18 protein-coding genes and 1 other RNA gene are annotated in these 22,569 nt (G+C 54.9%); 12 read left to right on the forward strand and 7 right to left on the reverse strand.

Annotated elements, in window-relative coordinates; genetic code table 11:
- Positions 1-57: 57 nt before the first annotated feature.
- Entirely contained in the window at positions 58-891 is an 834-nt protein-coding gene (locus tag IM291_RS02155) for a pyruvate, water dikinase regulatory protein (RefSeq protein WP_028012835.1), read from the reverse strand.
- Positions 892-1,226: 335 nt separating this feature from the next.
- Between IM291_RS02155 and ppsA the strand changes: the two genes are divergently transcribed.
- The 3 genes from ppsA to IM291_RS02170 all read left to right on the forward strand — a co-directional run bounded on the left by ppsA (position 1,227) and on the right by IM291_RS02170 (position 7,619).
- Positions 1,227-3,605 carry a phosphoenolpyruvate synthase gene (ppsA, locus tag IM291_RS02160; RefSeq protein ID WP_028012836.1) on the forward strand — a complete coding sequence of 793 codons (2,379 nt, stop codon included), beginning with the start codon at positions 1,227-1,229 and terminating at the stop codon, positions 3,603-3,605.
- 234 nt (positions 3,606-3,839) lie between these two features.
- Complete coding sequence (locus IM291_RS02165; RefSeq protein WP_192985996.1) at positions 3,840-5,240, forward strand: MFS transporter; 1,401 nt, start codon at positions 3,840-3,842, stop codon at positions 5,238-5,240.
- A 3-nt stretch (positions 5,241-5,243) separates the two neighbouring features.
- Positions 5,244-7,619 carry a glycoside hydrolase family 3 N-terminal domain-containing protein gene (locus tag IM291_RS02170; RefSeq protein WP_192985998.1) on the forward strand — a complete coding sequence of 792 codons (2,376 nt, stop codon included), beginning with the start codon at positions 5,244-5,246 and terminating at the stop codon, positions 7,617-7,619.
- Positions 7,620-7,624: 5 nt separating this feature from the next.
- Here the strand turns inward: IM291_RS02170 and rprA are convergent.
- Both rprA and ydiK read right to left on the reverse strand, forming a co-directional pair.
- Positions 7,625-7,732, reverse strand: an RNA gene (gene rprA, locus IM291_RS02175) — antisense sRNA RprA.
- A 209-nt stretch (positions 7,733-7,941) separates the two neighbouring features.
- Positions 7,942-9,057, reverse strand: coding sequence for an AI-2E family transporter YdiK (ydiK, locus tag IM291_RS02180; RefSeq protein ID WP_192985999.1), 1,116 nt, complete (start codon positions 9,055-9,057; stop codon positions 7,942-7,944).
- Between the two features lie 198 nt (positions 9,058-9,255).
- On the opposite strand from ydiK, the gene IM291_RS02185 reads away from it, so the two are divergent.
- From IM291_RS02185 to IM291_RS02195, 3 genes are all read left to right on the forward strand, one after another.
- Entirely contained in the window at positions 9,256-12,312 is a 3,057-nt protein-coding gene (locus tag IM291_RS02185) for an FAD-binding and (Fe-S)-binding domain-containing protein (RefSeq protein WP_192986002.1), read from the forward strand.
- Positions 12,309-12,719, forward strand: coding sequence for a 1,4-dihydroxy-2-naphthoyl-CoA hydrolase (gene menI / locus IM291_RS02190; RefSeq protein WP_028012841.1), 411 nt, complete (start codon positions 12,309-12,311; stop codon positions 12,717-12,719). The genes IM291_RS02185 and menI overlap by 4 nt, the downstream gene beginning before the upstream one ends.
- Before the next feature lie 85 nt (positions 12,720-12,804).
- Positions 12,805-12,999 (forward strand): YdiH family protein, encoded by a 195-nt coding sequence (locus IM291_RS02195; protein WP_003857766.1) that lies wholly within the window; start codon positions 12,805-12,807, stop codon positions 12,997-12,999.
- Positions 13,000-13,049: 50 nt separating this feature from the next.
- On the opposite strand, the gene IM291_RS02200 is transcribed toward IM291_RS02195, so the two are convergent.
- Both IM291_RS02200 and IM291_RS02205 read right to left on the reverse strand, forming a co-directional pair.
- Complete coding sequence (locus tag IM291_RS02200) at positions 13,050-13,679, reverse strand: helix-turn-helix domain-containing protein (RefSeq protein ID WP_045261565.1); 630 nt, start codon at positions 13,677-13,679, stop codon at positions 13,050-13,052.
- A 77-nt stretch (positions 13,680-13,756) separates the two neighbouring features.
- Positions 13,757-14,416 (reverse strand): winged helix-turn-helix transcriptional regulator, encoded by a 660-nt coding sequence (locus IM291_RS02205; protein ID WP_049000776.1) that lies wholly within the window; start codon positions 14,414-14,416, stop codon positions 13,757-13,759.
- A 423-nt stretch (positions 14,417-14,839) separates the two neighbouring features.
- On the opposite strand from IM291_RS02205, the gene IM291_RS02210 reads away from it, so the two are divergent.
- The 6 genes from IM291_RS02210 to IM291_RS02235 are packed head-to-tail and all read left to right on the forward strand — an operon-like array spanning position 14,840 to position 20,847.
- Positions 14,840-15,370 carry a fimbrial protein gene (locus IM291_RS02210; RefSeq protein WP_192986004.1) on the forward strand — a complete coding sequence of 177 codons (531 nt, stop codon included), beginning with the start codon at positions 14,840-14,842 and terminating at the stop codon, positions 15,368-15,370.
- A 57-nt stretch (positions 15,371-15,427) separates the two neighbouring features.
- On the forward strand, positions 15,428-16,105 hold the full coding sequence (locus IM291_RS02215; protein ID WP_192986006.1) for a molecular chaperone: 678 nt from the start codon (positions 15,428-15,430) through the stop codon (positions 16,103-16,105).
- 42 nt (positions 16,106-16,147) lie between these two features.
- Positions 16,148-18,691, forward strand: coding sequence for a fimbria/pilus outer membrane usher protein (locus IM291_RS02220; RefSeq protein WP_192986007.1), 2,544 nt, complete (start codon positions 16,148-16,150; stop codon positions 18,689-18,691).
- A 1-nt stretch (position 18,692) separates the two neighbouring features.
- Entirely contained in the window at positions 18,693-19,640 is a 948-nt protein-coding gene (locus IM291_RS02225) for a fimbrial protein (RefSeq protein ID WP_192986009.1), read from the forward strand.
- Between the two features lie 11 nt (positions 19,641-19,651).
- On the forward strand, positions 19,652-20,164 hold the full coding sequence (locus tag IM291_RS02230; protein ID WP_192986011.1) for a fimbrial protein: 513 nt from the start codon (positions 19,652-19,654) through the stop codon (positions 20,162-20,164).
- Positions 20,165-20,205: 41 nt separating this feature from the next.
- On the forward strand, positions 20,206-20,847 hold the full coding sequence (locus tag IM291_RS02235; RefSeq protein WP_045261558.1) for a LuxR C-terminal-related transcriptional regulator: 642 nt from the start codon (positions 20,206-20,208) through the stop codon (positions 20,845-20,847).
- 15 nt (positions 20,848-20,862) lie between these two features.
- Here IM291_RS02235 and IM291_RS02240 read toward each other — a convergent pair whose 3' ends face one another.
- Complete coding sequence (locus tag IM291_RS02240; protein ID WP_082697278.1) at positions 20,863-21,501, reverse strand: winged helix-turn-helix transcriptional regulator; 639 nt, start codon at positions 21,499-21,501, stop codon at positions 20,863-20,865.
- A gap of 87 nt (positions 21,502-21,588) precedes the next feature.
- Complete coding sequence (locus IM291_RS02245; protein WP_192986013.1) at positions 21,589-22,251, reverse strand: winged helix-turn-helix transcriptional regulator; 663 nt, start codon at positions 22,249-22,251, stop codon at positions 21,589-21,591.
- Positions 22,252-22,569 lie beyond the last annotated feature (318 nt).

Genomic DNA, 22,569 nt, shown 5'->3' on the forward strand with positions numbered 1-22,569 from the left:
ACACCGCCCCGCTGTTGAAAAGGATGATACATGAATCTGAGCTAATGTACTAGCTTGTTAGTACATGCGGCGGTTAAGCCCCATGATGTCGAGAATTTTGGTGGCAATTTCTTCCACCGAATAGTTCGTGCTGTTCAGCCACGGGATCTGGTTTTTGCGGTACAGCGCTTCCACTTCGGAAACCTCCATGCGGCACTGGCGCATCGAGGCGTAGCGGCTGTTCTCGCGGCGCTCTTCGCGGATCGCCGCGAGACGTTCCGGGTTAATCGTCAGGCCAAACAGCTTGTGCTGCAGCGGCTTGAGCGCAGCGGGCAGCACCAGGTTATCCATATCGTCGGCAATAAAGGGGTAGTTTGCGGCGCGGATGCCGAACTGCATCGCCAGATAGAGGCTGGTCGGCGTTTTGCCGCAGCGCGACACGCCGAGCAAAATCACCTGCGCCTGGTCGAGGTTGCGCAGCGAGATCCCATCGTCGTGCGCCAGGGTGTAGTCGATGGCGGCAATACGCGCGTCATATTTGGTCAGGTTGCCGGGGTTCAGCCCGTGGGTGCGGTGCGCGATAGGCGTCGGGTCAAGCTTTAGTTCGCTCTGGAGCGGGGCCACCAGCGCCTGCACGATATCCTGGCAAAAGCCTTCACTTTGCAAAATGATGTGGCGAATCTCAGGAATAACGATGGAGTAGAACACCAGCGGGCGCACGCCGGTCTGCTGGAAGATGGCGTCAATCTGGTCCTTCACCGCTTTGGCACGGCTCTCATTTTCCACAAACGGCAGCGTGATGCTGTTAATCGAAACGGGGAATTGCGACATCACCGCGTGGCCCAGCACCTCGGCGGTGATCGCCGTACCATCAGAAATATAAAAAACGTGACGATCGACAGCATTATCCATTTTACCCACCCTGAATATCGGACCTAATTGTCTGAAAGCATAAATTAAAAAAGTTAATTGCACAGCAAAGAAGTTATCTGAATTTAAAATGAAATGATGTTTTTGATTTTCCTGAAAAGCGGATTTCATTTTTCAAATAGCGACTTTATTTTTGTGGTTTCTGGCTGAATATAGAGGAATCATCAGCTTATTGGCTGGTGGGAAACTATCCGAAAAGTTGAAAATTTAAATTGCTTACACGATTCACCGTTTTTTTAGCGCAAATAATTATGCCAGTATAAATACGTAGTCAGGTGTTACTTACTCCGATCAAATATCACAAAAGGATTGTTTCGATGTCCAACAATGGCTCGTCACCGCTGGTGCTTTGGTATAACCAACTCGGCATGAATGATGTAGACAGAGTTGGGGGCAAAAATGCCTCCCTGGGTGAAATGATTACAAATCTGTCCGGTATGGGTGTCTCCGTACCAAACGGGTTTGCCACGACCGCCGACGCGTTTAACCTGTTTTTAGACCAGAGCGGTGTAAACCAGCGCATTTACGACCTGCTGGATAAAACGGATATTGATGACGTCACCGAGCTTGCTAAAGCCGGGGCGCAGATCCGCCAGTGGATCATCGACACACCTTTCCAGCCGGAACTGGAAAAAGCTATCCATGACGCGTACAACCAGCTCTCCGCTGACGACGCGCAGGCCTCCTTTGCCGTACGTTCTTCCGCGACCGCAGAAGACATGCCGGACGCGTCGTTTGCCGGACAGCAGGAAACCTTCCTGAACGTTCAGGGCTACGATGCGGTGCTGGTGGCGGTGAAGCACGTATTTGCTTCCCTGTTCAACGACCGCGCCATCTCCTATCGCGTGCACCAGGGCTATGACCATCGCGGCGTGGCGCTCTCCGCGGGCGTGCAGCGCATGGTGCGCTCGGACGTGGGTTCCTCCGGCGTGATGTTCTCCATTGATACCGAATCCGGCTTCGACCAGGTGGTGTTCATCACCTCCGCGTGGGGCCTGGGTGAGATGGTCGTGCAGGGCGCGGTGAACCCTGACGAATTCTACGTACACAAGCCTACGCTTGCCGCGGGCCGTCCGGCGGTGGTGCGCCGCACCATGGGCTCGAAAAAAATCCGCATGATTTATGCCCCAACCCAGGAGCATGGCAAGCAGGTTAAGATTGAAGATGTGCCGCAGGAGCAGCGCGACCGCTTCTCCCTGACCGACGCCGAAGTGCAGGAGCTGGCGAAGCAGGCGGTGCAGATTGAGAAACACTATGGCCGTCCGATGGATATCGAATGGGCGAAAGACGGGAACACCGGCAAGCTGTTTATCGTTCAGGCGCGCCCGGAAACCGTTCGCTCTCGCGGCCAGGTGATGGAGCGTTATACGCTGCACGCGCAGGGTAAAATCGTGGCGGAAGGCCGCGCCATCGGTCACCGCATCGGTGCCGGTCCGGTCAAAGTGATCCACGACATCAGCGAGATGAACCGTATTGAGCCAGGCGACGTGCTGGTGACCGACATGACCGACCCGGACTGGGAACCGATCATGAAGAAAGCGTCGGCCATCGTCACCAACCGCGGCGGCCGTACCTGCCACGCGGCGATCATTGCCCGCGAGCTGGGGATCCCGGCGGTTGTCGGCTGCGGTGACGCCACCGAGCGCATGAAGGACGGGCAGAACGTGACCGTCTCCTGTGCCGAAGGCGACACCGGCTACGTCTACGCCGATATCCTTGACTTCAGCGTGAAGAGCTCCAGCGTGGATACCATGCCGGATCTGCCGCTGAAGATCATGATGAACGTGGGTAACCCGGACCGCGCGTTTGACTTCGCCTGTCTGCCGAACGAAGGCGTTGGTCTGGCGCGTCTGGAATTCATCATTAACCGCATGATCGGCGTTCACCCGCGCGCGCTGCTGGAGTTTGACGACCAGGACGCGAAGCTGCAGAACGAAATCCGCGAGATGATGAAAGGTTACGACTCGCCGAAAGAGTTCTACGTCGGCCGTCTGACCGAAGGGATCGCCACGCTGGGTGCAGCGTTCTACCCGAAACGCGTGATCGTGCGTCTGTCTGACTTTAAGTCTAACGAATACGCTAACCTTGTGGGCGGCGAGCGCTACGAGCCGGAAGAAGAGAACCCTATGCTGGGCTTCCGCGGGGCCGGACGCTACGTGTCCGACAGCTTCCGCGACTGCTTCGCGCTGGAGTGCGAGGCGGTGAAACGCGTGCGCAACGACATGGGGCTGACCAACGTCGAAATCATGATCCCGTTCGTGCGTACCGTGGATCAGGCGAAAGCGGTGGTGGACGAGCTGGCGCGTCAGGGCCTGAAGCGCGGCGAAAACGGGCTGAAGATCATCATGATGTGTGAGATCCCGTCCAACGCCCTGCTGGCCGAGCAGTTCCTGGAGCACTTCGACGGCTTCTCTATCGGCTCGAACGACATGACTCAGCTGACGCTGGGCCTGGACCGCGACTCCGGCGTGGTTTCCGAGCTGTTCGACGAGCGTAACGAGGCGGTGAAAGCGCTGCTTTCCATGTCCATCCGCGCGGCGAAGAAGCAGGGTAAATACGTCGGGATTTGCGGTCAGGGTCCATCCGACCATGAAGACTTTGCCGCCTGGCTGATGGAAGAGGGGATTGACAGCCTCTCCCTGAACCCGGACACGGTAGTGCAAACCTGGCTGAGCCTGGCGGAACTGAACAAGTAACGGCAACACGATCGCAAAAAGGCGAGGATTTTATTCCTCGCCTTTTTTATTTCACCTCTAATTTGCTCCCCATCACAAATAATCTAAAAAACCAAATATCATAATTTGTCTGTTAATTAAGACAATTGTTAGTGCGCAACGCGTTGCTAATACTTGAGCCTTACTGCGCATTTCCCTTCAGATGATGCGCAACTGGTTGAAATACGTTTTAACCTGATAAAAAGGCAAATAACAATGACACTCTCCTCTGTATTGCGTACCAAAGATAAAATAGGTTATGGCTTAGGTGATATGGCCAGCGCGCTGGTCTGGCAAACGGCCACATTATTTCTTGCTTATTTCTATACCGACGTTTTTGGTTTGCCTGCCGCGATCATGGGTACCATGTTTTTAGTGGTGCGTGTGGTCGATGCGTTTGTCGACCCGTGTATTGGCGCGCTGGTTGACCGCACGCAGACGCGTCACGGCCGTTTCCGGCCCTGGCTGCTGTGGTTTGCTATTCCCTTTGGCGTAAGCTGCCTTATTACCTTCTACGTACCGGACGTCGGGCCGACGGCAAAAATTGTTTATGCCTGCGCGACCTACGCGATTTTAAGTCTGATTTACTCCGCCATTAACGTGCCTTACTGCGCCATGCCGGGCGCGCTGACGCTGGATCCGCGCGAGCGTCACTCCCTGCAGTCCTGGCGTTTTGGCCTGTCATTTATTGGCGGGTTGATCGTAACGGTTATCGCTCTGCCGCTGGTCTCATTGTTGGGCCAGGGCAACGTGCAGAAAGGCTATTTCTTTGCCATGAGCCTGATGGGGCTGCTGGGAATTGTGCTGTTCTTTTGCTGTTTCCTGATGACCCGCGAGCGTTATTCCCCGCGCAATGATACCTCCGGCTCCATGCTCACCGATTTAAAACTGCTGGCCGGTAACAGCCAGTGGCGCATTGTGTTTGTGTTTAATATTTTGCTGTTAACGGCGGTGGTGACGCGCGGCTCTGCCACCATGTATTACGTCAACTATGTACTGTTGCGCCCGGAGCTGGTTTTTGCCTTTATTGTTTCTGGCATGGTGGCCTCGTTAAGCGGCGCGTTATTATCTGAACGCCTGCTGGGGAAATTTGACCGCGTACGCGCCTATCAGTGGACGATAATGTCCTTCGTCATTTTCGGCGCGCTGATTTTCTTCCTGCCGCCTTCGCAGGTGTGGCTAATCTTTGGCCTTAACATCGTCTTTAGCTTTATTCAAAACCTCACCACGCCGCTCCAGTGGACCATGTTCTCTGATGTGGTCGACTACGAAGAGCATCGTAGCGGCCGCCGTCTGGACGGGCTGGTCTTCTCTACCGCGCTGTTCGCCATCAAGTTTGGCCTTGCGCTGGGCGGGGCGGTGGTCGGCTGGGTGCTCGGCATTGTGGATTACGCCCCGGGCCAGGCAGCCCAGGCGCCGCACGTGCTCTCCACCATCAACGCCCTGTTCACCCTTATTCCGTGCGCGCTGTTCCTCTGCATGGTGGCGCTGCTTTCCATCTACAAGCTCAACAGCCGGCTGGTGGATTCCATCGCCCGCGAGCTGGCCAGCAAGCGTGAGGTAAGACCCGACGCGGGGCAGCTCAGCCCGGCAACCCCTTCCGCACTACAGGAGTAAAATATGACTGCTATCTATAAGGACGCGGGACGTCCCGTGCACGAGCGCGTCGCTGATTTACTGGCGCGCATGACCCCCGAAGAGAAGTTCGCCCAGATGCACGCCTACTGGCTGATCCTTGATGAAAACGGCAACCACCGGGAGCGCAGCGATTTGAGCGACGAATTCGCCGGCGTCAGCGAGCAGGCGGCGCTGAGCGAACGGCTAAAACTGGGCGTCGGGCAGATCACCCGTCCGCTCGGCACCCACATCGTTGACGCGAAAACCGGGGTGCGCGCGGCTAACCGCCTGCAGCGCATGATGATGGAAGAGACGCGGCTTGGCATTCCGGCGTTGTTCCACGAGGAGTGCCTGGTGGGGCTGCTGTGCAAAGACGCCACCCTGTTCCCGTCCTCGCTCAACTACGGCTCGACCTGGGACCCGGAGCTGGTGCAGCGCGCGGCAGAGCAGATCGGTAAAGAGGCGCGTTCCGTCGGTTGCCAGCAGGGGCTGGCCCCGGTGCTGGACGTTTCCCGCGACGTCCGGTGGGGGCGAACCGAAGAGACCTTCGGGGAAGATCCCTGGCTGGTGGGCGTGATGGCAACCGCCTGGGTGAAAGGGTTACAGGGCGACAAGCGCGATCTGCTGGCGACGCTCAAGCATTACGTGGGCCACTCGTTCAGCGAAGGGGCGCGCAACCACGCCCCGGTGCATCTTGGTTTTAGCGAGCTGAACGACACCTTCCTGCTGCCGTTTGAAATGGCGGTCAAGCTGGCAAACGCCGGTTCGGTCATGCCCGCCTACCACGACATCGATAACCAGCCGGGGCACAGCGACAGCTTCCTGTTGACCACCGTCCTGCGCGAACAGTGGGGCTTCGACGGCATTATTGTGGCGGACTACGGCGGAGTCAGCCTGCTGCACCAGCACCACGGGATTTCCCACGACGCAGCGGAGTCCGCCGCGCTGGCGTTTAACGCCGGGCTGGACGTTGAGCTGCCGAAAGATGACTGCGCACGCCATCTGGCAGAAGCGGTAGAGCGCGGGCTGATCTCTATGGCGAAAGTCGATGAGATCGTGGCGCGTACGCTGACCGAAAAATTCCGTCTCGGCCTGTTTGAGAACCCGTATGCCGATGAAAACGGCATCGATCTGCAAAATGAGATGACCCGCCAGGTGGCGCGGGAGGTGGCGACAAAATCGGTCACGCTGCTGGAAAACAACGGCATTCTGCCGCTGAACGGTAAACCCCGCGTGGCGGTGGTGGGGCCGACGGCAGACGATCCGCTGGCGTTACTCAGCGGGTATAGCTTCCCGGTCCATCTGATCATCAGCGATATGGTTGAGGAGACCTCGCAGGTGACGACGCCGCGCGCGGCGCTGGAGCAGGACCTGGGTGCATCGAACGTGCGCTACGCGAAAGGGTGCCACATTATTGAAAAACGGATGGCGGGCGCGCCGGTCTTCCCGGGCGACAGCGGCGGCAAGCCAATGCAGCAGTCTCCGGTGTCGCAAAGTACCGCACTTATCCCCGAGGCGGTCAGCGCCGCACAGGAGAGTGACGTGGTGGTGGCCTTCGTGGGCGATCTCGCCGGGCTGTTCCAGAGCGGCACGGTAGGGGAAGGCTCCGATACCGACTCCCTGAATCTGCCGGGCGTGCAGCAACAGCTGCTTGAGGCGCTGGTGGCGACGGGCAAACCGGTGATCGTCGTAATGACCGGCGGGCGTCCGTACAACCTTCAGGGGCTGGAGGAGAAGATTGCCGCGCTGATGATGGCCTGGGCGCCGGGACAGGAAGGGGGCTGGGCGATTGCCGATGTGTTAACCGGTCGCGCGGAGCCGCAGGGCCGGCTGGTGGTCAGCGTGCCGAAAAGCGCCGGGGCGATGCCGTTCTACTATAACCACAAGCTGAAAAGCGGCGGCACGCCGTTCGCGTTCCATTTCGGTGCGCGTTACCCGTTTGGTTTCGGCCTCGGCTGGACGCAGTTTAACTGGGGCACTGCCCGCGTCGCTGAAAGCAGCGTGCCGGTCGACGGTGAGGTGACGCTGAGCGTGGATATCACCAATACCGGCGAGCGCAGCGGCAGCGAGGTGGTGCAGGTCTACGTGCGGGACAAGGTCGCCACCCAGGTGCGCCCGCTTCAGGAGCTGAAGGCCTTCCAGCGCGTCACGCTCTCACCGGGTGAAACCGCCACGCTCACCTTCACGCTGCCGGTTGAGATGTTCAACTTCACCCGCCGTGACGGCAAGCGCGTTGTTGAGCCGGGCGAGTTTGAACTGCAGATTGGCGCATCGTCGGCGGATATCCGCCAGGCGGTGACGGTCAATGTGACGGGGGAAACGCGGGTGCTGCCTGCTGAGTGGCGGATGCTCAGTACCTGTGAGGTTAAGCGCGCGTAGTCAGGATAAAAAAAAGCCCATCGTGGGAGATGGGCAAAGACTACACACAGCAATTCGTTGTTTCACTCAGGGGATTTCCATGCTTATAAATCAAGGTGTTGATTTATAATCGTGAGCTAATAGTAGGCATTGTAATTTTTAGCGTCGATCAGATTCGTCTCAATAGTTAAAGAGACGTAAAGATTTCTTGAGAATAATAGCGGACTTAATGCTGAAAAAGCGGGTCTGACCAGTGTGCAACGAATAAATACTTTAGCAGTGTTAAAGTATTGTGCGGGATAATGTAGGCCGGGTAAGCGCAAGCGCCACCCGGCAACAAGGCTTAATGGGTATTCTTGTCTTCCAGCTCTTCCAGCTCGCTCAGAATCACGTCCGGGTCGGTTCCAGGCGGCGGCACTTCATGAACCCAGGCGGAGAACAGACGCCAGGTAACGGCAAGCAGCACCGGGCCAATGAACAGACCGATCATCCCGAAAGCAATCAACCCGCCGATAACCCCGGAGAGGATCAGGATCAGCGGCAGGTCTGCGCCCATGCGGATGAGGATGGGGCGAATGACGTTATCCATGGTGCCAACCACGCAGCTCCAGACCAGCAGCACCGTTCCCCACGTGGTATCACCCGTCCAGTAAAGCCAGATAATGCTCGGAACCAGCACCAGCAGCGGCCCCAGTTGCGCAAGGCAGGTCATTAGCATGACTACGGTAAAGACGGTGGCGTACGGTACGCCGGAAATCGCCAGGCCGATACCGCCCAGCACAGCCTGCACCAGCGCCGTCACCACGACGCCCAGGGCGACCGCGCGCACGGCCTGCGCGGCCAGCAGCACCGCGGCGTCACCGCGTTTTCCCGCGAGGCGGGTGGCAAAGTGACGAACGCCTAAAGCCACCTGCTCACCGCGCCAGTAAAGCAGGGCGCTGAAGACCAGCATCAGGGTACAGTGCATCATAAAGCGGCCGATATGTGCGGCCTGACCGACAAACCAGGTGGTGGTGGTGCCAATATACGGACGCACTTTCGCCATCAGCGCGCTGCCGCCCATCTCCAGCAGGCTATGCCAGCCGCTGTAAAGTTTAGCGCCCACGACCGGAATGCTGTTCAGCCAGCCGAGGTCCGGCAGCGTCAGGTCGCCGCTTGTCACGGCGCGGATCACCGGGCCGCTGGAGTCGACAAGGCTGTTTACCAGCAGCGCAATTGGAATAATAAACAGCAGGAACAGCAGCAGCGTCATCACCAGCACGGCCAGCCCGCGGCGGCCAAACAGCAGTTTCTGCAAGCGCAGCAGCAAAGGCCACGTGGCGACGACAACGGTCGCAGCCCAGGCGAAGCCGAGAATAAAGGGTTGAACAATCCACAGACACGCAATAATCATGAGGGCCAGGAACAGCACCGACAGCAGAATTTGCGCAACATCCCTGGGCTGGCGAAGATTGACCATAAATGAAACTTTCCTTAAAAGAACGCCAGTACCACTGGCGGGAATGGAAAACCGCGTCTCTCTTATCATTAGCGATCGCAGCGGTTTTTGACAGGCGAATTCTGCCTGTAATTCAGCAGAGATTATAAGAAAAAAATGTGATAAAACTTTTAAGATACACGCAAACGATTCCCACAACTCTAATTAGGGTCGACAGTAATGATCCCACAGATTTCTCAGGCACCTGGCGTCGTTCAGCTGGTGCTTAATTTTTTGCAGGCACTGGAGCAACAGGGTTTTACAGGTGATACCGCCACGAACTATGCCGACAGGCTGACGATGGCAACCGATAACAGTATCTACCAGCTTCTTCCCGATGCGGTCGTTTTCCCTCGTTCCACGGCCGACGTGGCGCTTATCGCCCGGCTGGCAACGCAGGAGCGGTTTGCCTCTCTGGTCTTCACGCCGCGCGGCGGTGGCACCGGAACCAACGGTCAGGCGCTGAACCAGGGCATCATTATTGATATGTCGCGCTATATGAACCGCATCATTGAGATCAACCCCGAAGAGGGATGGGTGCGGGTTGAGGCGGGCGTTATCAAAGATCAGCTTAATCAGTACCTCAAGCCTTACGGCTACTTTTTTGCCCCTGAACTCTCCACCAGCAACCGAGCAACCATCGGGGGGATGATCAACACCGATGCCTCCGGGCAGGGGTCGCTGGTCTACGGTAAAACCTCCGATCACGTGCTGGGCGTGCGGGCAGTATTGTTAGGCGGCGATATCCTTGATACCCAGCCGATGCCGGTCGAACTGGCGGAAACGCTGGGTAAAGATAACACCGCCAGCGGGCGCATCTACCGCACCGTGCTGGAGCGCTGCCGCGACAACCGCCAGCTTATTCTCGACAAATTCCCCAAACTGAACCGCTTCTTAACGGGCTACGACCTGCGCCACGTGTTTAACGACGACCTGACGCAGTTTGATTTAACCCGCGTGCTGACCGGCTCCGAAGGAACGCTGGCGTTTATTACCGAGGCGCGGCTGGATATCACCCGCCTGCCGAAGGTGCGTCGCCTCGTGAACGTCAAATATGACTCCTTCGACTCCGCGCTGCGCAATGCGCCGTTTATGGTGGAAGCGCAGGCGCTGTCGGTGGAAACCGTCGACTCTAAGGTGCTGAATCTGGCGCGGGAAGATATCGTCTGGCACTCCGTGCGCGAGCTGATTACCGACGTGCCGGACAAAGAGATGCTTGGCCTCAACATCGTGGAATTTGCCGGTGATGACGCGGAGCTGATTGAAAGCCAGGTGACGACGCTCTGCCAGCGCCTGGATGAGCTGATTGCTCATGGCGAAGGCGGCGTGATTGGCTGGCAGCTTTGTCACGATCTGGCCGGTATCGAGCGTATTTACGCCATGCGTAAAAAAGCCGTGGGCCTGCTTGGCAATGCGAAAGGGGCGGCGAAGCCGATTCCGTTTGCCGAAGACACCTGCGTGCCGCCCGAGCATCTGGCGGATTATATCGTGGAGTTTCGCGCCCTGCTGGACGGCCACGGCCTGAGCTACGGCATGTTCGGCCACGTGGATGCCGGGGTGCTTCACGTGCGTCCGGCGCTGGACATGTGCGACCCGCAGCAGGAGATCCTGATGAAGCAGATCTCCGACGACGTCGTGGCCTTGACCGCCAAATACGGCGGTCTGCTGTGGGGGGAGCACGGGAAAGGATTCCGCGCGGAATACAGCCCGGCGTTCTTCGGGGAGCAGCTTTACGCGGAGCTGCGCATGGTCAAAGCGGCGTTCGACCCGGATAACCGCCTCAATCCGGGGAAAATCTGCCCGCCTGAAGGGGTGGACGCGCCGATGCTCCGGGTGGATGCCGTTAAGCGCGGTACGTATGACAGACAGATCCCGATTGCGGTGCGCTCGTCCTGGCGCGGCGCGATGGAGTGTAACGGCAACGGCCTGTGCTTTAACTTTGACGTGAAAAGCCCGATGTGCCCGTCAATGAAAATCACCAGCAACCGCATTCACTCGCCGAAAGGGCGTGCGACGCTGGTGCGCGAGTGGCTGCGTCTGCTGGCGGACCGCGGCGTCGATCCCCTGAAGCTGGAGCAGGAGCTGCCGGAAAAACGGGCCAGCCTGCGCTCGCTGATTGAGCGCACCCGCAACAGCTGGCATGCCAATAAGGGCGAGTATGATTTCTCCCATGAGGTGAAAGAGGCGATGTCCGGCTGTCTGGCCTGTAAAGCCTGCTCTACCCAGTGCCCGATTAAAATCGACGTGCCGGAATTCCGCTCGCGCTTCCTGCAGCTCTACCACACCCGCTATCTGCGCCCGGTGCGCGATCATCTGGTGGCGACGGTGGAAAGCTACGCGCCGCTGATGGCGCGCGCGCCGAAGACCTTTAACTTCTTTATCAATCAGCCGCTGGTGCGCAAGCTTTCCGAAAAGCATATCGGCATGGTCGATCTGCCGTTGTTGTCGGTGCCGTCGCTGCAGCGCCAGCTCGTCGGCCACCGCTCGGCGAACATGACCCTGGAACAGCTCGAAACGCTTACTCCTGAGCAAAAAGCGAAGATGGTGCTGGTGGTCCAGGATCCGTTCACCAGCTACTACGACGCGCAGGTGGTCGCTGACTTCATCCGCCTGGTTGAAAAACTGGGCTATCAGCCGGTAGTGCTGCCGTTCTCGCCAAACGGCAAGGCGCAGCATATTAAAGGCTTCCTGAACCGCTTTGCGAAAACGGCGCAAAAAACCGCTGATTTTCTCAACCGGATCGCCGAACTTGGGATGCCGATGGTCGGCGTCGATCCGGCGCTGGTGCTTTGCTATCGCGATGAATACAAGCAGACGCTAGGTGATAAGCGCGGCGATTTCCACGTCATGCTGGTGCACGAGTGGCTGCCGGCAGCCCTGGAAGAGAAGGCCATTCAGGAGGCGGGCGGTGAACCGTGGTATCTGTTCGGACACTGTACGGAAGTGACGGCGCTGCCCGGCGCCCCGGCGCAATGGGCGTCTATTTTTGCGCGTTTCGGCGCGAAGCTGGAGAGCGTTAGCGTGGGCTGCTGCGGCATGGCGGGCACCTACGGCCACGAGGTGAAAAACCACGCCAACTCGCTCGGCATCTATGAGCTGTCGTGGCATCAGGCGATGCAGCGATTGCCAAGAAACCGCTGCCTGGCGACGGGCTACTCCTGCCGCAGCCAGGTGAAACGGGTTGAGGGTAACGGCGTACGCCACCCATTACAGGCTTTACTGGAGATAATTGGATGATCTGGAAACGTGCCGTCACGCTGCAGGCGCTAAACGCCATGGGCGAGGGGAATATGGTGGGGCTGCTGGATATCCAGTTCACCCGCATTGGGGAAGACGATCTGGAGGCGACGATGCCTGTCGATAGTCGCACCCATCAGCCGTTTGGCCTGTTGCACGGCGGGGCTTCCGTCGTGCTGGCGGAAACCCTGGGCTCCGTCGCGGGATATCTCTGCACCGAAGGCGAACAGAAGGTGGTCGGGCTTGAGGTGAATGCCAACCACATTCGCTCGGTGCGCAGTGGGCGCGTGCGCGGTATCTGCCGCGCGCTGCACGCTGGCAGCCGCCACCAGGTGTGGCAGATTGATATTCTCGACGAGCAGGACCGCCTGTGCTGCTCGTCGCGTCTGACGACGGCGGTCGTGTAAAGTTTTCAGATGAATTGCCTTTGGTCAAAAACTAGCCAGCATGTTGTGATATACTGGTCAGGATTTGTACATAAGCGAGGACATCATGGATACTGAAATAACCCCAACACAGCTGGCAATTGAATATTTACGTCGCGATAAGAGCAACCTGTCTCCGGCGCAGTACCTGAAAAAGCTGAAACAGCTTGAGCTGGAGTTCACGGATCTGCTGGCGCTCTCTTCGAATGAACTAAAAGAAGAGATCTACTTTGCCTGGCGGTTGGGCGTTCACGTCCATTGAGTGAGTGATGTTGAACAGGCCGCGAGTGCGGCCTTTTTTGTGTCTGACATTCAGTATTTAGCGGGAAGCTTGTTGATTTTAATAAGCCTGCCTTCTTCCATTTCGATAAATCCGCCGGTTTTTAAATCCGCCAGAATGCGCATCACGCCGCTGCGGGAGAGCTGGGTTTTCTCCCGAATATACCTTTCCGCCGTTACGCTGCTGCGATAACTTTCATCTTCCTCCATCAGCTTTATGAGCTGCTGGCGAATCATCTCATACGCCGTCGGTGCGCCCTGCGGCATCACGTTGTTATAAAGCCGGCTATAGACAAACATCAGTTGTCTGGAGAGCAGGCCCCATAGCCCTTTTTCTTTGATAATGTCAGCCACCTGTTCAGTAGGGATACTGCCAATCAGGCAAGGGCTTACCGTGACGAGGTAATCATTGAAATAGATGTCCGTCAGGTTAGCAAGACCAAACAGGGCAGGGCTGCGGGCGGTAGAAAGCATCATGCTATCGCTGCTGCGGTAGATGGCAATCGTCCCCTCCAGGATTAAATAACAGAGCCCCTGACCGTTAACCTCAAGGTTAAGTCGTTCACCGCGGCCCGTTCGACGCACGGTGCAATAAGGCTTCAGATGCGCGATCAGTTCCTGGGCGTAAGGGGAGCCGCGAGACGATTTATCTGTAGAGGACATAGCCGTAAACCTGGAAGATAATCTTATGCTTATAGTTTCGCTCTTCTCTCGCGCTATCTCCAGATATTATTGTGCTTTCAGTACTTCCGGGGTAAATGGTTAACTTCTATCAGCACGCCACGGTCCATGGTGATGTATTTCCCCGTACGCAGTTCTGCCAGAATCCTCATAATTCCGCTGCGGGAAAGGTAGGTACGGCTTTTAATGTAAGCCGCTGCGGTGATGTTTTGTCGAATTGCCTCAGGCTCCTGCATTAATTCAACCAGCTGAAAGCGGATGATATCGTAGGCGGACATCTGTGATATTTGCGCGCAGTGCTCGTACACCCGCGATGCCGTGTAGATCAGCAATTTAGAAAAGTGTTCCCAGAGATCGTGCTGTGCAACCACGTTGTTAAACGTTTCCAGCGGTACGCTTGCTAATTCGGATGTCTCCAGCGCCCTAACGTAAAGATGTTCCGATGAAAACTGACTGCTGACACCCAGTATAAAAGGCGCTGATTCTGAATTTAACACAATGCCGTCGCCGCGGCGGTGCAGCGCCACGCTGCCGTGTAACAGCATAAAACATTGGCGTTCGTCATTTCGGTAATATTGTACGACTTCGCTTTTCGAAAGAATGATTTTCTCTGCACCAGGAAGGACATTATCAATTATACGCTCTATGTGCCTTAAGGGTTTTAATCCCAGCACTGACGATTTCTCATTGTCTAATACGGCTGCAATTCGCGTGTTCATAATATACCTCACTTCAACAGATGCGATCGTTTTTCAATCAGCGTGGAGAATTATCTTAAAAAGCAGCGAAGCAGGGAATAATACTCGGAAGTCTAATAATAGACCGGAAGGGTTGAGTATCTTAACGTTATGAATTTTATCGTTAAAGGGCGAAAGTCTAAAAGTAGACTGGCGATAAAGTGAACGATCTAAATGTTTGTTTTTTGTTAAACTCCAGTCTACAGCTAGACCTGAAAATAGATTGTCTCGCACAAAAGAGTTGTATAAATTTTGACTCGTCGACAGAAACACCCATCTGAAACGCTCGACACGATGAGAGTGATATTTTGTTTCTGATGGCCTCTAAAAAAAGAATGGCAGAATGAGGAACGTCTGTTTTGCCTGAATATCAGTAATAAATAAAGTAATACAGGAAATGGCTTTATGAAAAAGAAAATTATTGTTGCCATGTTTGCGGCAGGCTCTGCATTGACAATGACTCAGGCTTTCGCGGCGGCAGGTACGGTTAATTTTAACGGTAATATTTTGGATAATGCCTGCGATGTGGATGTGGCATCCCAGAATCAGGTTGTGGTCCTCGGCGATTATTACAAAACGGAATTCCCGACAACGGGTTCCCGAACCGCAGCGACGCAGTTCAATATCGTACTGAAAAACTGCCCGGTGACCGTTACCTCCGCGAAGGTGCGTTTTGACGGCACGCCAGATTCAACCAACGCAAGCCTGCTGGCGATTGATTCCTCCGTTGTGGGAGCAGCAACGGGCGTGGCCATCAACCTGATGACGGCGGATAAGGCCGATCTGCCGCTGCATGGTAGCAACAGCTATACCTATGCGCTGAGCAGCACCGCTGATAATACGCTCAACTTCTATGCCCAGTATATTTCGACTGCGGCATCAGTGACCGCGGGCCCGGCTAACTCGGTTGCTAACTTCTCTGTGATTTATAACTAAGTCTTTTGCAGTAATCAGTATGGGGCCACCCGGCCCCTTTGTTTTATGAGGTATTCAATGCGTTTTATCACAACAATCGGTCTGGCCGCAGCAGCGTTACCGCTGACATTTTCAATCGCCAATGCCGGGGTCATTATTGGCGGCACCCGCGTTATTTTCGACGGTGCAAAAAAAGAAGCAACCATTAGCGTGGACAATGCCGATAGCGCGCCCTTTTTAATTCAGTCGTGGATTGATGCGCCGGAGGGAAAAACAGATAAAGCGCCTTTTATCATTACGCCTCCGCTTTATCGACTGGATGGTGGCCAGAAAAATATCGAACGCATTGTTATGACTGGTTCACTCCCTCAGGAACAAGAAAGTTTATTCTGGCTCAATATAAAAGCCATTCCTTCTGCAACGAAACAGGCTAACGCACTGCAAATTGCGGTGAAAACGCGTATCAAGTTGATTTATCGCCCGGCTAATCTTCACGCGTCAACGCCTGAAGGTCAGGCCGGAAAATTAACGTGGCAACGCAACGGGAATGAAATTCAGGTTACGAATCCGACACCTTATGTCATCAATTTTAATGAAATATCTGTGGGCGGAAAAAAGCTGGATGATGTTTCGTATGTATTACCTGGCGCGTCGGCCCGGTTCCCGTTACCTCATGGAACCAGCGGAAATACGTTGACGTTTAAAGTTATCAACGATTATGGAAGCCCCGGCGCGTTGCATCAAGCCAGTTTGTGATTTTGACAAACGGTAATACCCGCATTACTCAGGTTATCAGCAATGAAAATACAGCAATATAAAGTACGTCCTCGACGCCTGGCGACACTCATCGCCCTGGCAATGACGGGGTCTTCTCCCACGCTTTATGCCAGCGAAACGTTTAATACCGAACTGGTCGAGCTGGATAACCCAGGGATGGGGAAAGCCGATTTATCCGCATTTGAATCAGGCTCTCAGGCACCGGGGACGTACCATGTTGATATTATTCTTGACGATCAGCTCATGGAGACCCGAGATATTACCTTTGCCGCAGCAAAAACGCCTGATGGAAATGACGTATTACAGCCATGCCTGAGCATTGAACAATTAAAACAGTGGGGCGTTAAGACAGCGCTCTTTCCAAAGCTGGTCTCAGCGAAAAGCGACTGTGCCAATCTTAAGGCCATTCCACTGGCCTCGACGGATTTCCAGTTCAACGCGCAGCGTCTGGTTATCAGTATTCCGCAGGCGGCTATTGATATACCGGCGCGTGGCTATGTGCCACCAGAAATGTGGGACGAGGGCATCAATGCCGCCATGCTCAATTACAGCCTGAGCGGGGCCAACTCCTGGGCGAAGACCGGAGGGGCTGACAGAACGGACAGCCAGTATGCCAACCTGCGTCCGGGGATCAACATTGGGCCGTGGCGCCTGCGCAACTACACCACCTGGTCCCGGGATGCGTCGGGTCAGGATAAATGGGACACCGTTTACACCTATGCGCAGCGGGCCGTTATTCCCCTGAAAGCGCAGCTGACGCTCGGCGACAGCTCCTCCCCGGCTGACGTGTTTGACAGTATCCCTTTTCGCGGCGGCCAGCTGGCGTCCGACGATGACATGCTGCCGGATTCCCTGAAAGGCTACGCGCCCGTGGTTCGCGGTATTGCGCGCACGAATGCGCAAGTGGTGGTGCGCCAGAATGGCTATCAGATCTACCAGAGCTACGTCGCCCCTGGGGCGTTCGAGATAACAGACATGTACCCGACGGGCGGTGCCGGGGATCTGGATGTGACAATCAAAGAAGCGGATGGAAGCGAACAGCATTTCACCCTGCCTTACGCCTCTCTGCCGGTGCTGCAACGCGAAGGGCGTCTGAAGTATGCCATCACGGGCGGCCAGTATCGCGCCTATAACAGCAGCGTGGAAAAGACGCCTTTCGGGCAACTGACCGGTATTTATGGTCTCCCGCAGGGCCTGACGCTGTACGGCGGCGTGCAGGGATCGGGCAAGTACCGGTCGCTCGCCGTTGGGGTGGGTAAAAACATGGGGGATTTTGGTGCGATCTCCACCGACGTAACCCAGGCCTGGTCTACGCCGGATAACACGGCCAAAACCAGCGGCCAGTCCTGGCGCGCGCGGTACAGCAAGAACTTTATTGATACCGGAACAAACTTTTCGATTGCGGGGTATCGCTATTCGACCAGCGGCTACTACGGAATGCAGGAAGTGCTGGACTCCTGGGGAGACAGTACCGCGCTGCAGGACAGGCGGCGTAACCGCGCCGAATTGTCCATGAGCCAGACGCTGGGCGGGGATTTGGGGTCCCTGACCCTCAGCGCCGCGCGGGAAGACTACTGGAATTCGGGCAAATCAATGGCGTCCTGGAGCGTCGGGTATAACAACTACTGGCATAACATCAGCTATGGCGTGACCTGGACATACAGCAAAAACGCCAGCGCAGCCTCGTATGGCACCGGGAGCAGTAAAACGTACGACCACGACCAGCTTCTGGCATTTAACGTCAGCGTGCCGCTGGAGAAATTCCTCCCGCAGACGTGGGCGAACTATGGCATGAACGCCAGCAAGAATAACGGCACTACGCACAGCCTGGGCATGAACGGCGTGGCCCTGGAAAACAACGCCCTTAACTGGAACGTGCAGCAGGGCTACGGCACGGACGGCGTGGGATATACCGGCAACATGAACGGGGATTACAAAGGGACCTACGGCGAAGTGACGGCGGGCTATGGCTACGACAGGAACAGCGAGCGTCTGAACTACGGCCTGCAGGGGGGCATCCTGGCCCACGCGGACGGCATCACCTTTTCCCAGCCACTGGGGGAAACCAATGCCCTGATTAAGGCACCCGGCGCCCACGGGGTGGATATTCGAAACCAGTCCGGTATGCGAACGGACTACCGGGGCTATACGGTGGTGAGCAACCTCTCCGTGTACCGCAAAAACGACCTCACGCTCGATCCGGAAAATATGCCTGACGACGTGGAACTGGAAATCAATACGCGCGCGGTCACGCCAACGCGAGGCGCGGTGGTCAGGGCAGATTATCTCTCTAAAGTGGGGCGCAAGGTGCTGATGACCCTGATGGACGACGGTCGATTCGTTCCATTTGGGGCGATGGTGACGCTCGCCGGAGACGGTCACAGTAGTTTTATCGTCGGCGATCGCGGACAAGTCTATTTAACCGGCATGAGCGAGCAGGGGACGCTGGTCGTGGCGTGGGGAAATCAGTCCGGCCAGCAGTGTCGCGCGGATTTCACCCTGCCGAAACAGGCCACCTATGGTGGCGTCACCCTCGTTAACGCCCTTTGCCGTCGGGAACATTAAGATGAAAACGATGAAATTTTTGCTGTTGCTCTGCTTATTGGCGGGCTGGAATGGTGCCTGGGCCGGGACGTGCACGACGATCGTGCCGCAAACGTCTTCGCTGTCGGTGGGCACCCTCAACGTGCAGCGCGATGCGCCTGTGGGAACGGTGATATTCTCCGGTGCGGCGTCAAATACGGGGTCCTATCTGACCGGCTGCAGCAATCCATTAATGCTGGGTTTTAGCATGCGGTATAACGGCGCCACGCTCAGCACCTATGGGAATCATGTTTACAATACCAACGTCAGCGGGATTGGGATTCGATTTTCATCGAACAACTATTTTGATAACCCGAGCAATACCTTCTCATACAACGCGCAAACCTCCTACGTCGACTGGTATGGCGGAAAAATTGAACTGGTGGTGACCGGGCCGGTTTCATCCGGGGCGCTCACGCCCGGCGTCATCGGCGTGGTAACCCTTCAGGGCAGCGACGCTATTTATCGCGATGGCCTGACAACGCAGTTGACCAGCGGCACGATCAATGCCCTGACGTGTACGATTAATACGCCACAATTAACCTTCGCCATTGGAAATATACCCGCCTCTTCCTTTACTGGCGGTGTGGGAACGTCGCCGGCAGGCGCGCAAAATACGCAGAACCTCGGATTAAACTGCAGCGCCGGGACCAATATAAACGTCACGTTGAGCGGCATTCAAAATCCGGATAGCGGCAATACCAGCGTGATGGCCCTGACGGGGCAGGGTAATCCAGGAACGGCAAAAGGGGTGGGCGTTCAGCTCATCTATAACGGTACGCCGCTGGCCATGAACAGTCGCCTGCTCTTAAAACAGTCCGCGGGTGGAGTCGAAACGCTCCCGTTAACGGCCCGTTATTATCAAACGCTGGGGACCGTTGAGTCAGGAACGGCCAACGCCTCGGCCACGCTTAATATAACCTACCAGTAGCAGGTGAGAAGATGAAAATAGCGCACAAAAAAACGCTCCTGCTTGCCCTGTTGAGCTGGAAGGTGTTTTCCGCCGATGCGGTCAATATCGGCGTAACGGGGAATATCGTGGCATCGCCCTGCATATTTAATGGCGGGAATACGAATCTGGATATTAACCTCGGCAATATTCAGGCTTCCAATATGGCGACGCCAGGATCCACGTCCGATCCGGTTGCGTTCAATCTGCTCTTTACAAGCTGTCCGCTGGGAACCCGCAGCGTCACGGTGACGTTCGCAGGTAACCCGGATCCCGCAGCAGGCGCGGACTACTACATGAACAGCGGAACGGCCACTGGCGTTGCCGTCGCGATGAGTGACGCCGCGACCGGCTCGCTCAAAGGAACGGTCTCCAGTATCACAAAGGCTATTGCGGCAGACAGCACTGCCACGATGCCCATGCAGGCCTGGGTCAAATCCGCTTCAGGCGGTGTTACGCCCGGAAGCATCAGTGCCGTTGTTGTGATGACCATGCAGTACAACTAAATGACAGTGATACGTATCTATTAAAGACGTTGGTAGGAACTATGTTAAATATCCTGATTCAGGAAACGGATCTGTTTTTTCAGGCTGGGCTACAGAACTTTTTAGAGAATTTTTTTAAGCAAAACTTTAATCGCGTCATCACCTTTAATCTTGACCTGACCCATGAAAACGTCAGTCAGGCCGATATTATTGTTCTGTCATTGTGTCAGGGTGAAACACTGACCTGTTTTCCCGAGTTACTGGCCCGGAAAAAAGGGATTGTGATAGGCTTCGTCGACGACGAACTGCGATTTTCCGCGTCGCCCTCCTGCTTTCAGGACATCATTTTTCTCTCTCGCCGTGCATCGCTTGATCGTATCAGTGGTGAACTGTTTCTCGCGTGGTTCAGGACACAACTACCGGGTTACAAGTGGACTAAAAGGAGCTGTTTCGACTGCCAGCATAAAGGTTTATCCCGGCAACAAATTCGCATTATGGTGAATTTTTACAGAGGGCTGTCGGTTGTGCAGATCGCGCACGCGCTGGAGATGAGCGAGAAAACGGTCTTTACCCATAAATATATGATGATGCAAAAATTTAATCTGCGCAGCGATTACGAGCTGATCGTATTGCTGAGAAGGTTGATGGAGAAAAAGAGCCAACCCAACCAGCTTCGCGACTTCCTGGAAAACGATTATGTATAACCTGGCAATGCTCAATCAAAATTTTTCAGGCAACTTATTAATATTAAGTAACACACCTCTTTGCATGTCGATATAGCCCCCTTCTTTTAATGCCGAGAGTATACGCATCACGCCACTCCGGGACAGGTGGGTTTTATCTCTGATATAGCTTTCAGCAGTGACACTGAGCCTGAACGAGGGTTCTTCGTTTGAGAGCGCATAAAGTTGGGCGATGACAATATCATAAGCGGAAGGGCCCGTTAAATCTTCATAACTGTGAAAGAGCTTACCTGCCAGGCTCATCAGATGATATGCCAGGGGCTCCCAAAGGTTATGACGCTTAACCGTCTCATTAACAAAATCCATTTTAAGGATGACGATGTCACAGTTATTGAATGTCTTGATATAGCCGCGCATCTGGGTCTGATGCAAATTGCTGAGGCCGATCACCGCGGGCCCTTGAACCGTAGCCATCGCTAAATCGTGGTTGCTACGGTGTATCATGACACGTCCTTTGAGCAATACATAACAGAGACGCTCATTGCCAACCACAAAATTTAATCGACGGCGTGGCAGCACTTTTTTTAAATCTGAACCGTGTTGAAGATAATCGATCAGCAAATTTGTCGCTGATGAAGGATCACATACCCATTTTGTGGAGAACTCATCGAGCATACGCGCGCCTGTCCGTCAAACCTTCCAGTAGTCATGGGGTTCAGTATAGCGTGGATCCTGCCGAGTCTCCCTAAGCGCCAGTTTTGTTCAGTATTTCAAAGGTAAGTGATTGATAGAAATCAGGATACCGCGTTTAAGTTCAACGCATCCCGCATCCCGAAGTTCTGCAAGGATCCGCATTATGCCGCTCCGAGACAGGTAGGTTCTGCTTTGGATGTAATTCGCTGCGGTAATATTGCTGCGGATACGCTCCGATTCGTTCATCAGTTCAAGCAACTGGAACCGGATTATCTCATATGAGGACATTTGTGAGATCAATGTGCAGTGCTCGTAAACGCGAGAAGCGGTGTAAATCACTAATTTGCACAAACTCTCCCACAGTCCAAAACTCTCGATCAGCAGATTGAAACGTTCCAGAGAAAGGCGGCTCATCACAGCATTTTCATTCACTCTGACGTACAGGTTTTCGGTCTGTGAGAACTGATTACTGATACCCATAATGAAAGTCGCTTGTTCAGAGTTAAGCACCATACCATCCCCTCGACGGTTCAGCGTGACACCACCTTGATGAAGTATGTAACAGGTTCTTTTTTTACCGGAATGATAGCGCAGGACTTCGCCTTTATTCGCATTAAAACGCGTGGCAAAGGGAGCGATTTGTTCAATAATTTTATTGATATCATCAACGGGCTTAAATGCATGCGCACGAGTAACCTCAGTGATTTCTCCCGTTGACATTTTAGTATTCATATTAATCCCTCCAGACGCTCTTTATGTTTGTCAAAAGATGCGTCAGAGATTATCTATCCGAGGGGAGTATAAATAAATAATAGGTTGATTTCATAATGGACTCGACCATTAACAAATATTTAATAATTTGAAATGGCCCAATTAAACAAATTTTACGTGTTAAAGAATAGTTAAGATTAAAGTCTACTGTTGGGCTAAAAATCAATTGTCGAAAAAATTAAACTTCTGTAAATTTCGCTTCAGCAAGTGAGAGGGTGAAAACAAAGTTATCGAATAAATATCTTTGCGTTCTGCTTACTGCACGTTGGAAATGAGATA

This window comes from Enterobacter cloacae complex sp. P27C, assembly GCF_014895705.1.
GTDB classification, from domain to species: domain Bacteria; phylum Pseudomonadota; class Gammaproteobacteria; order Enterobacterales; family Enterobacteriaceae; genus Enterobacter; species Enterobacter bugandensis.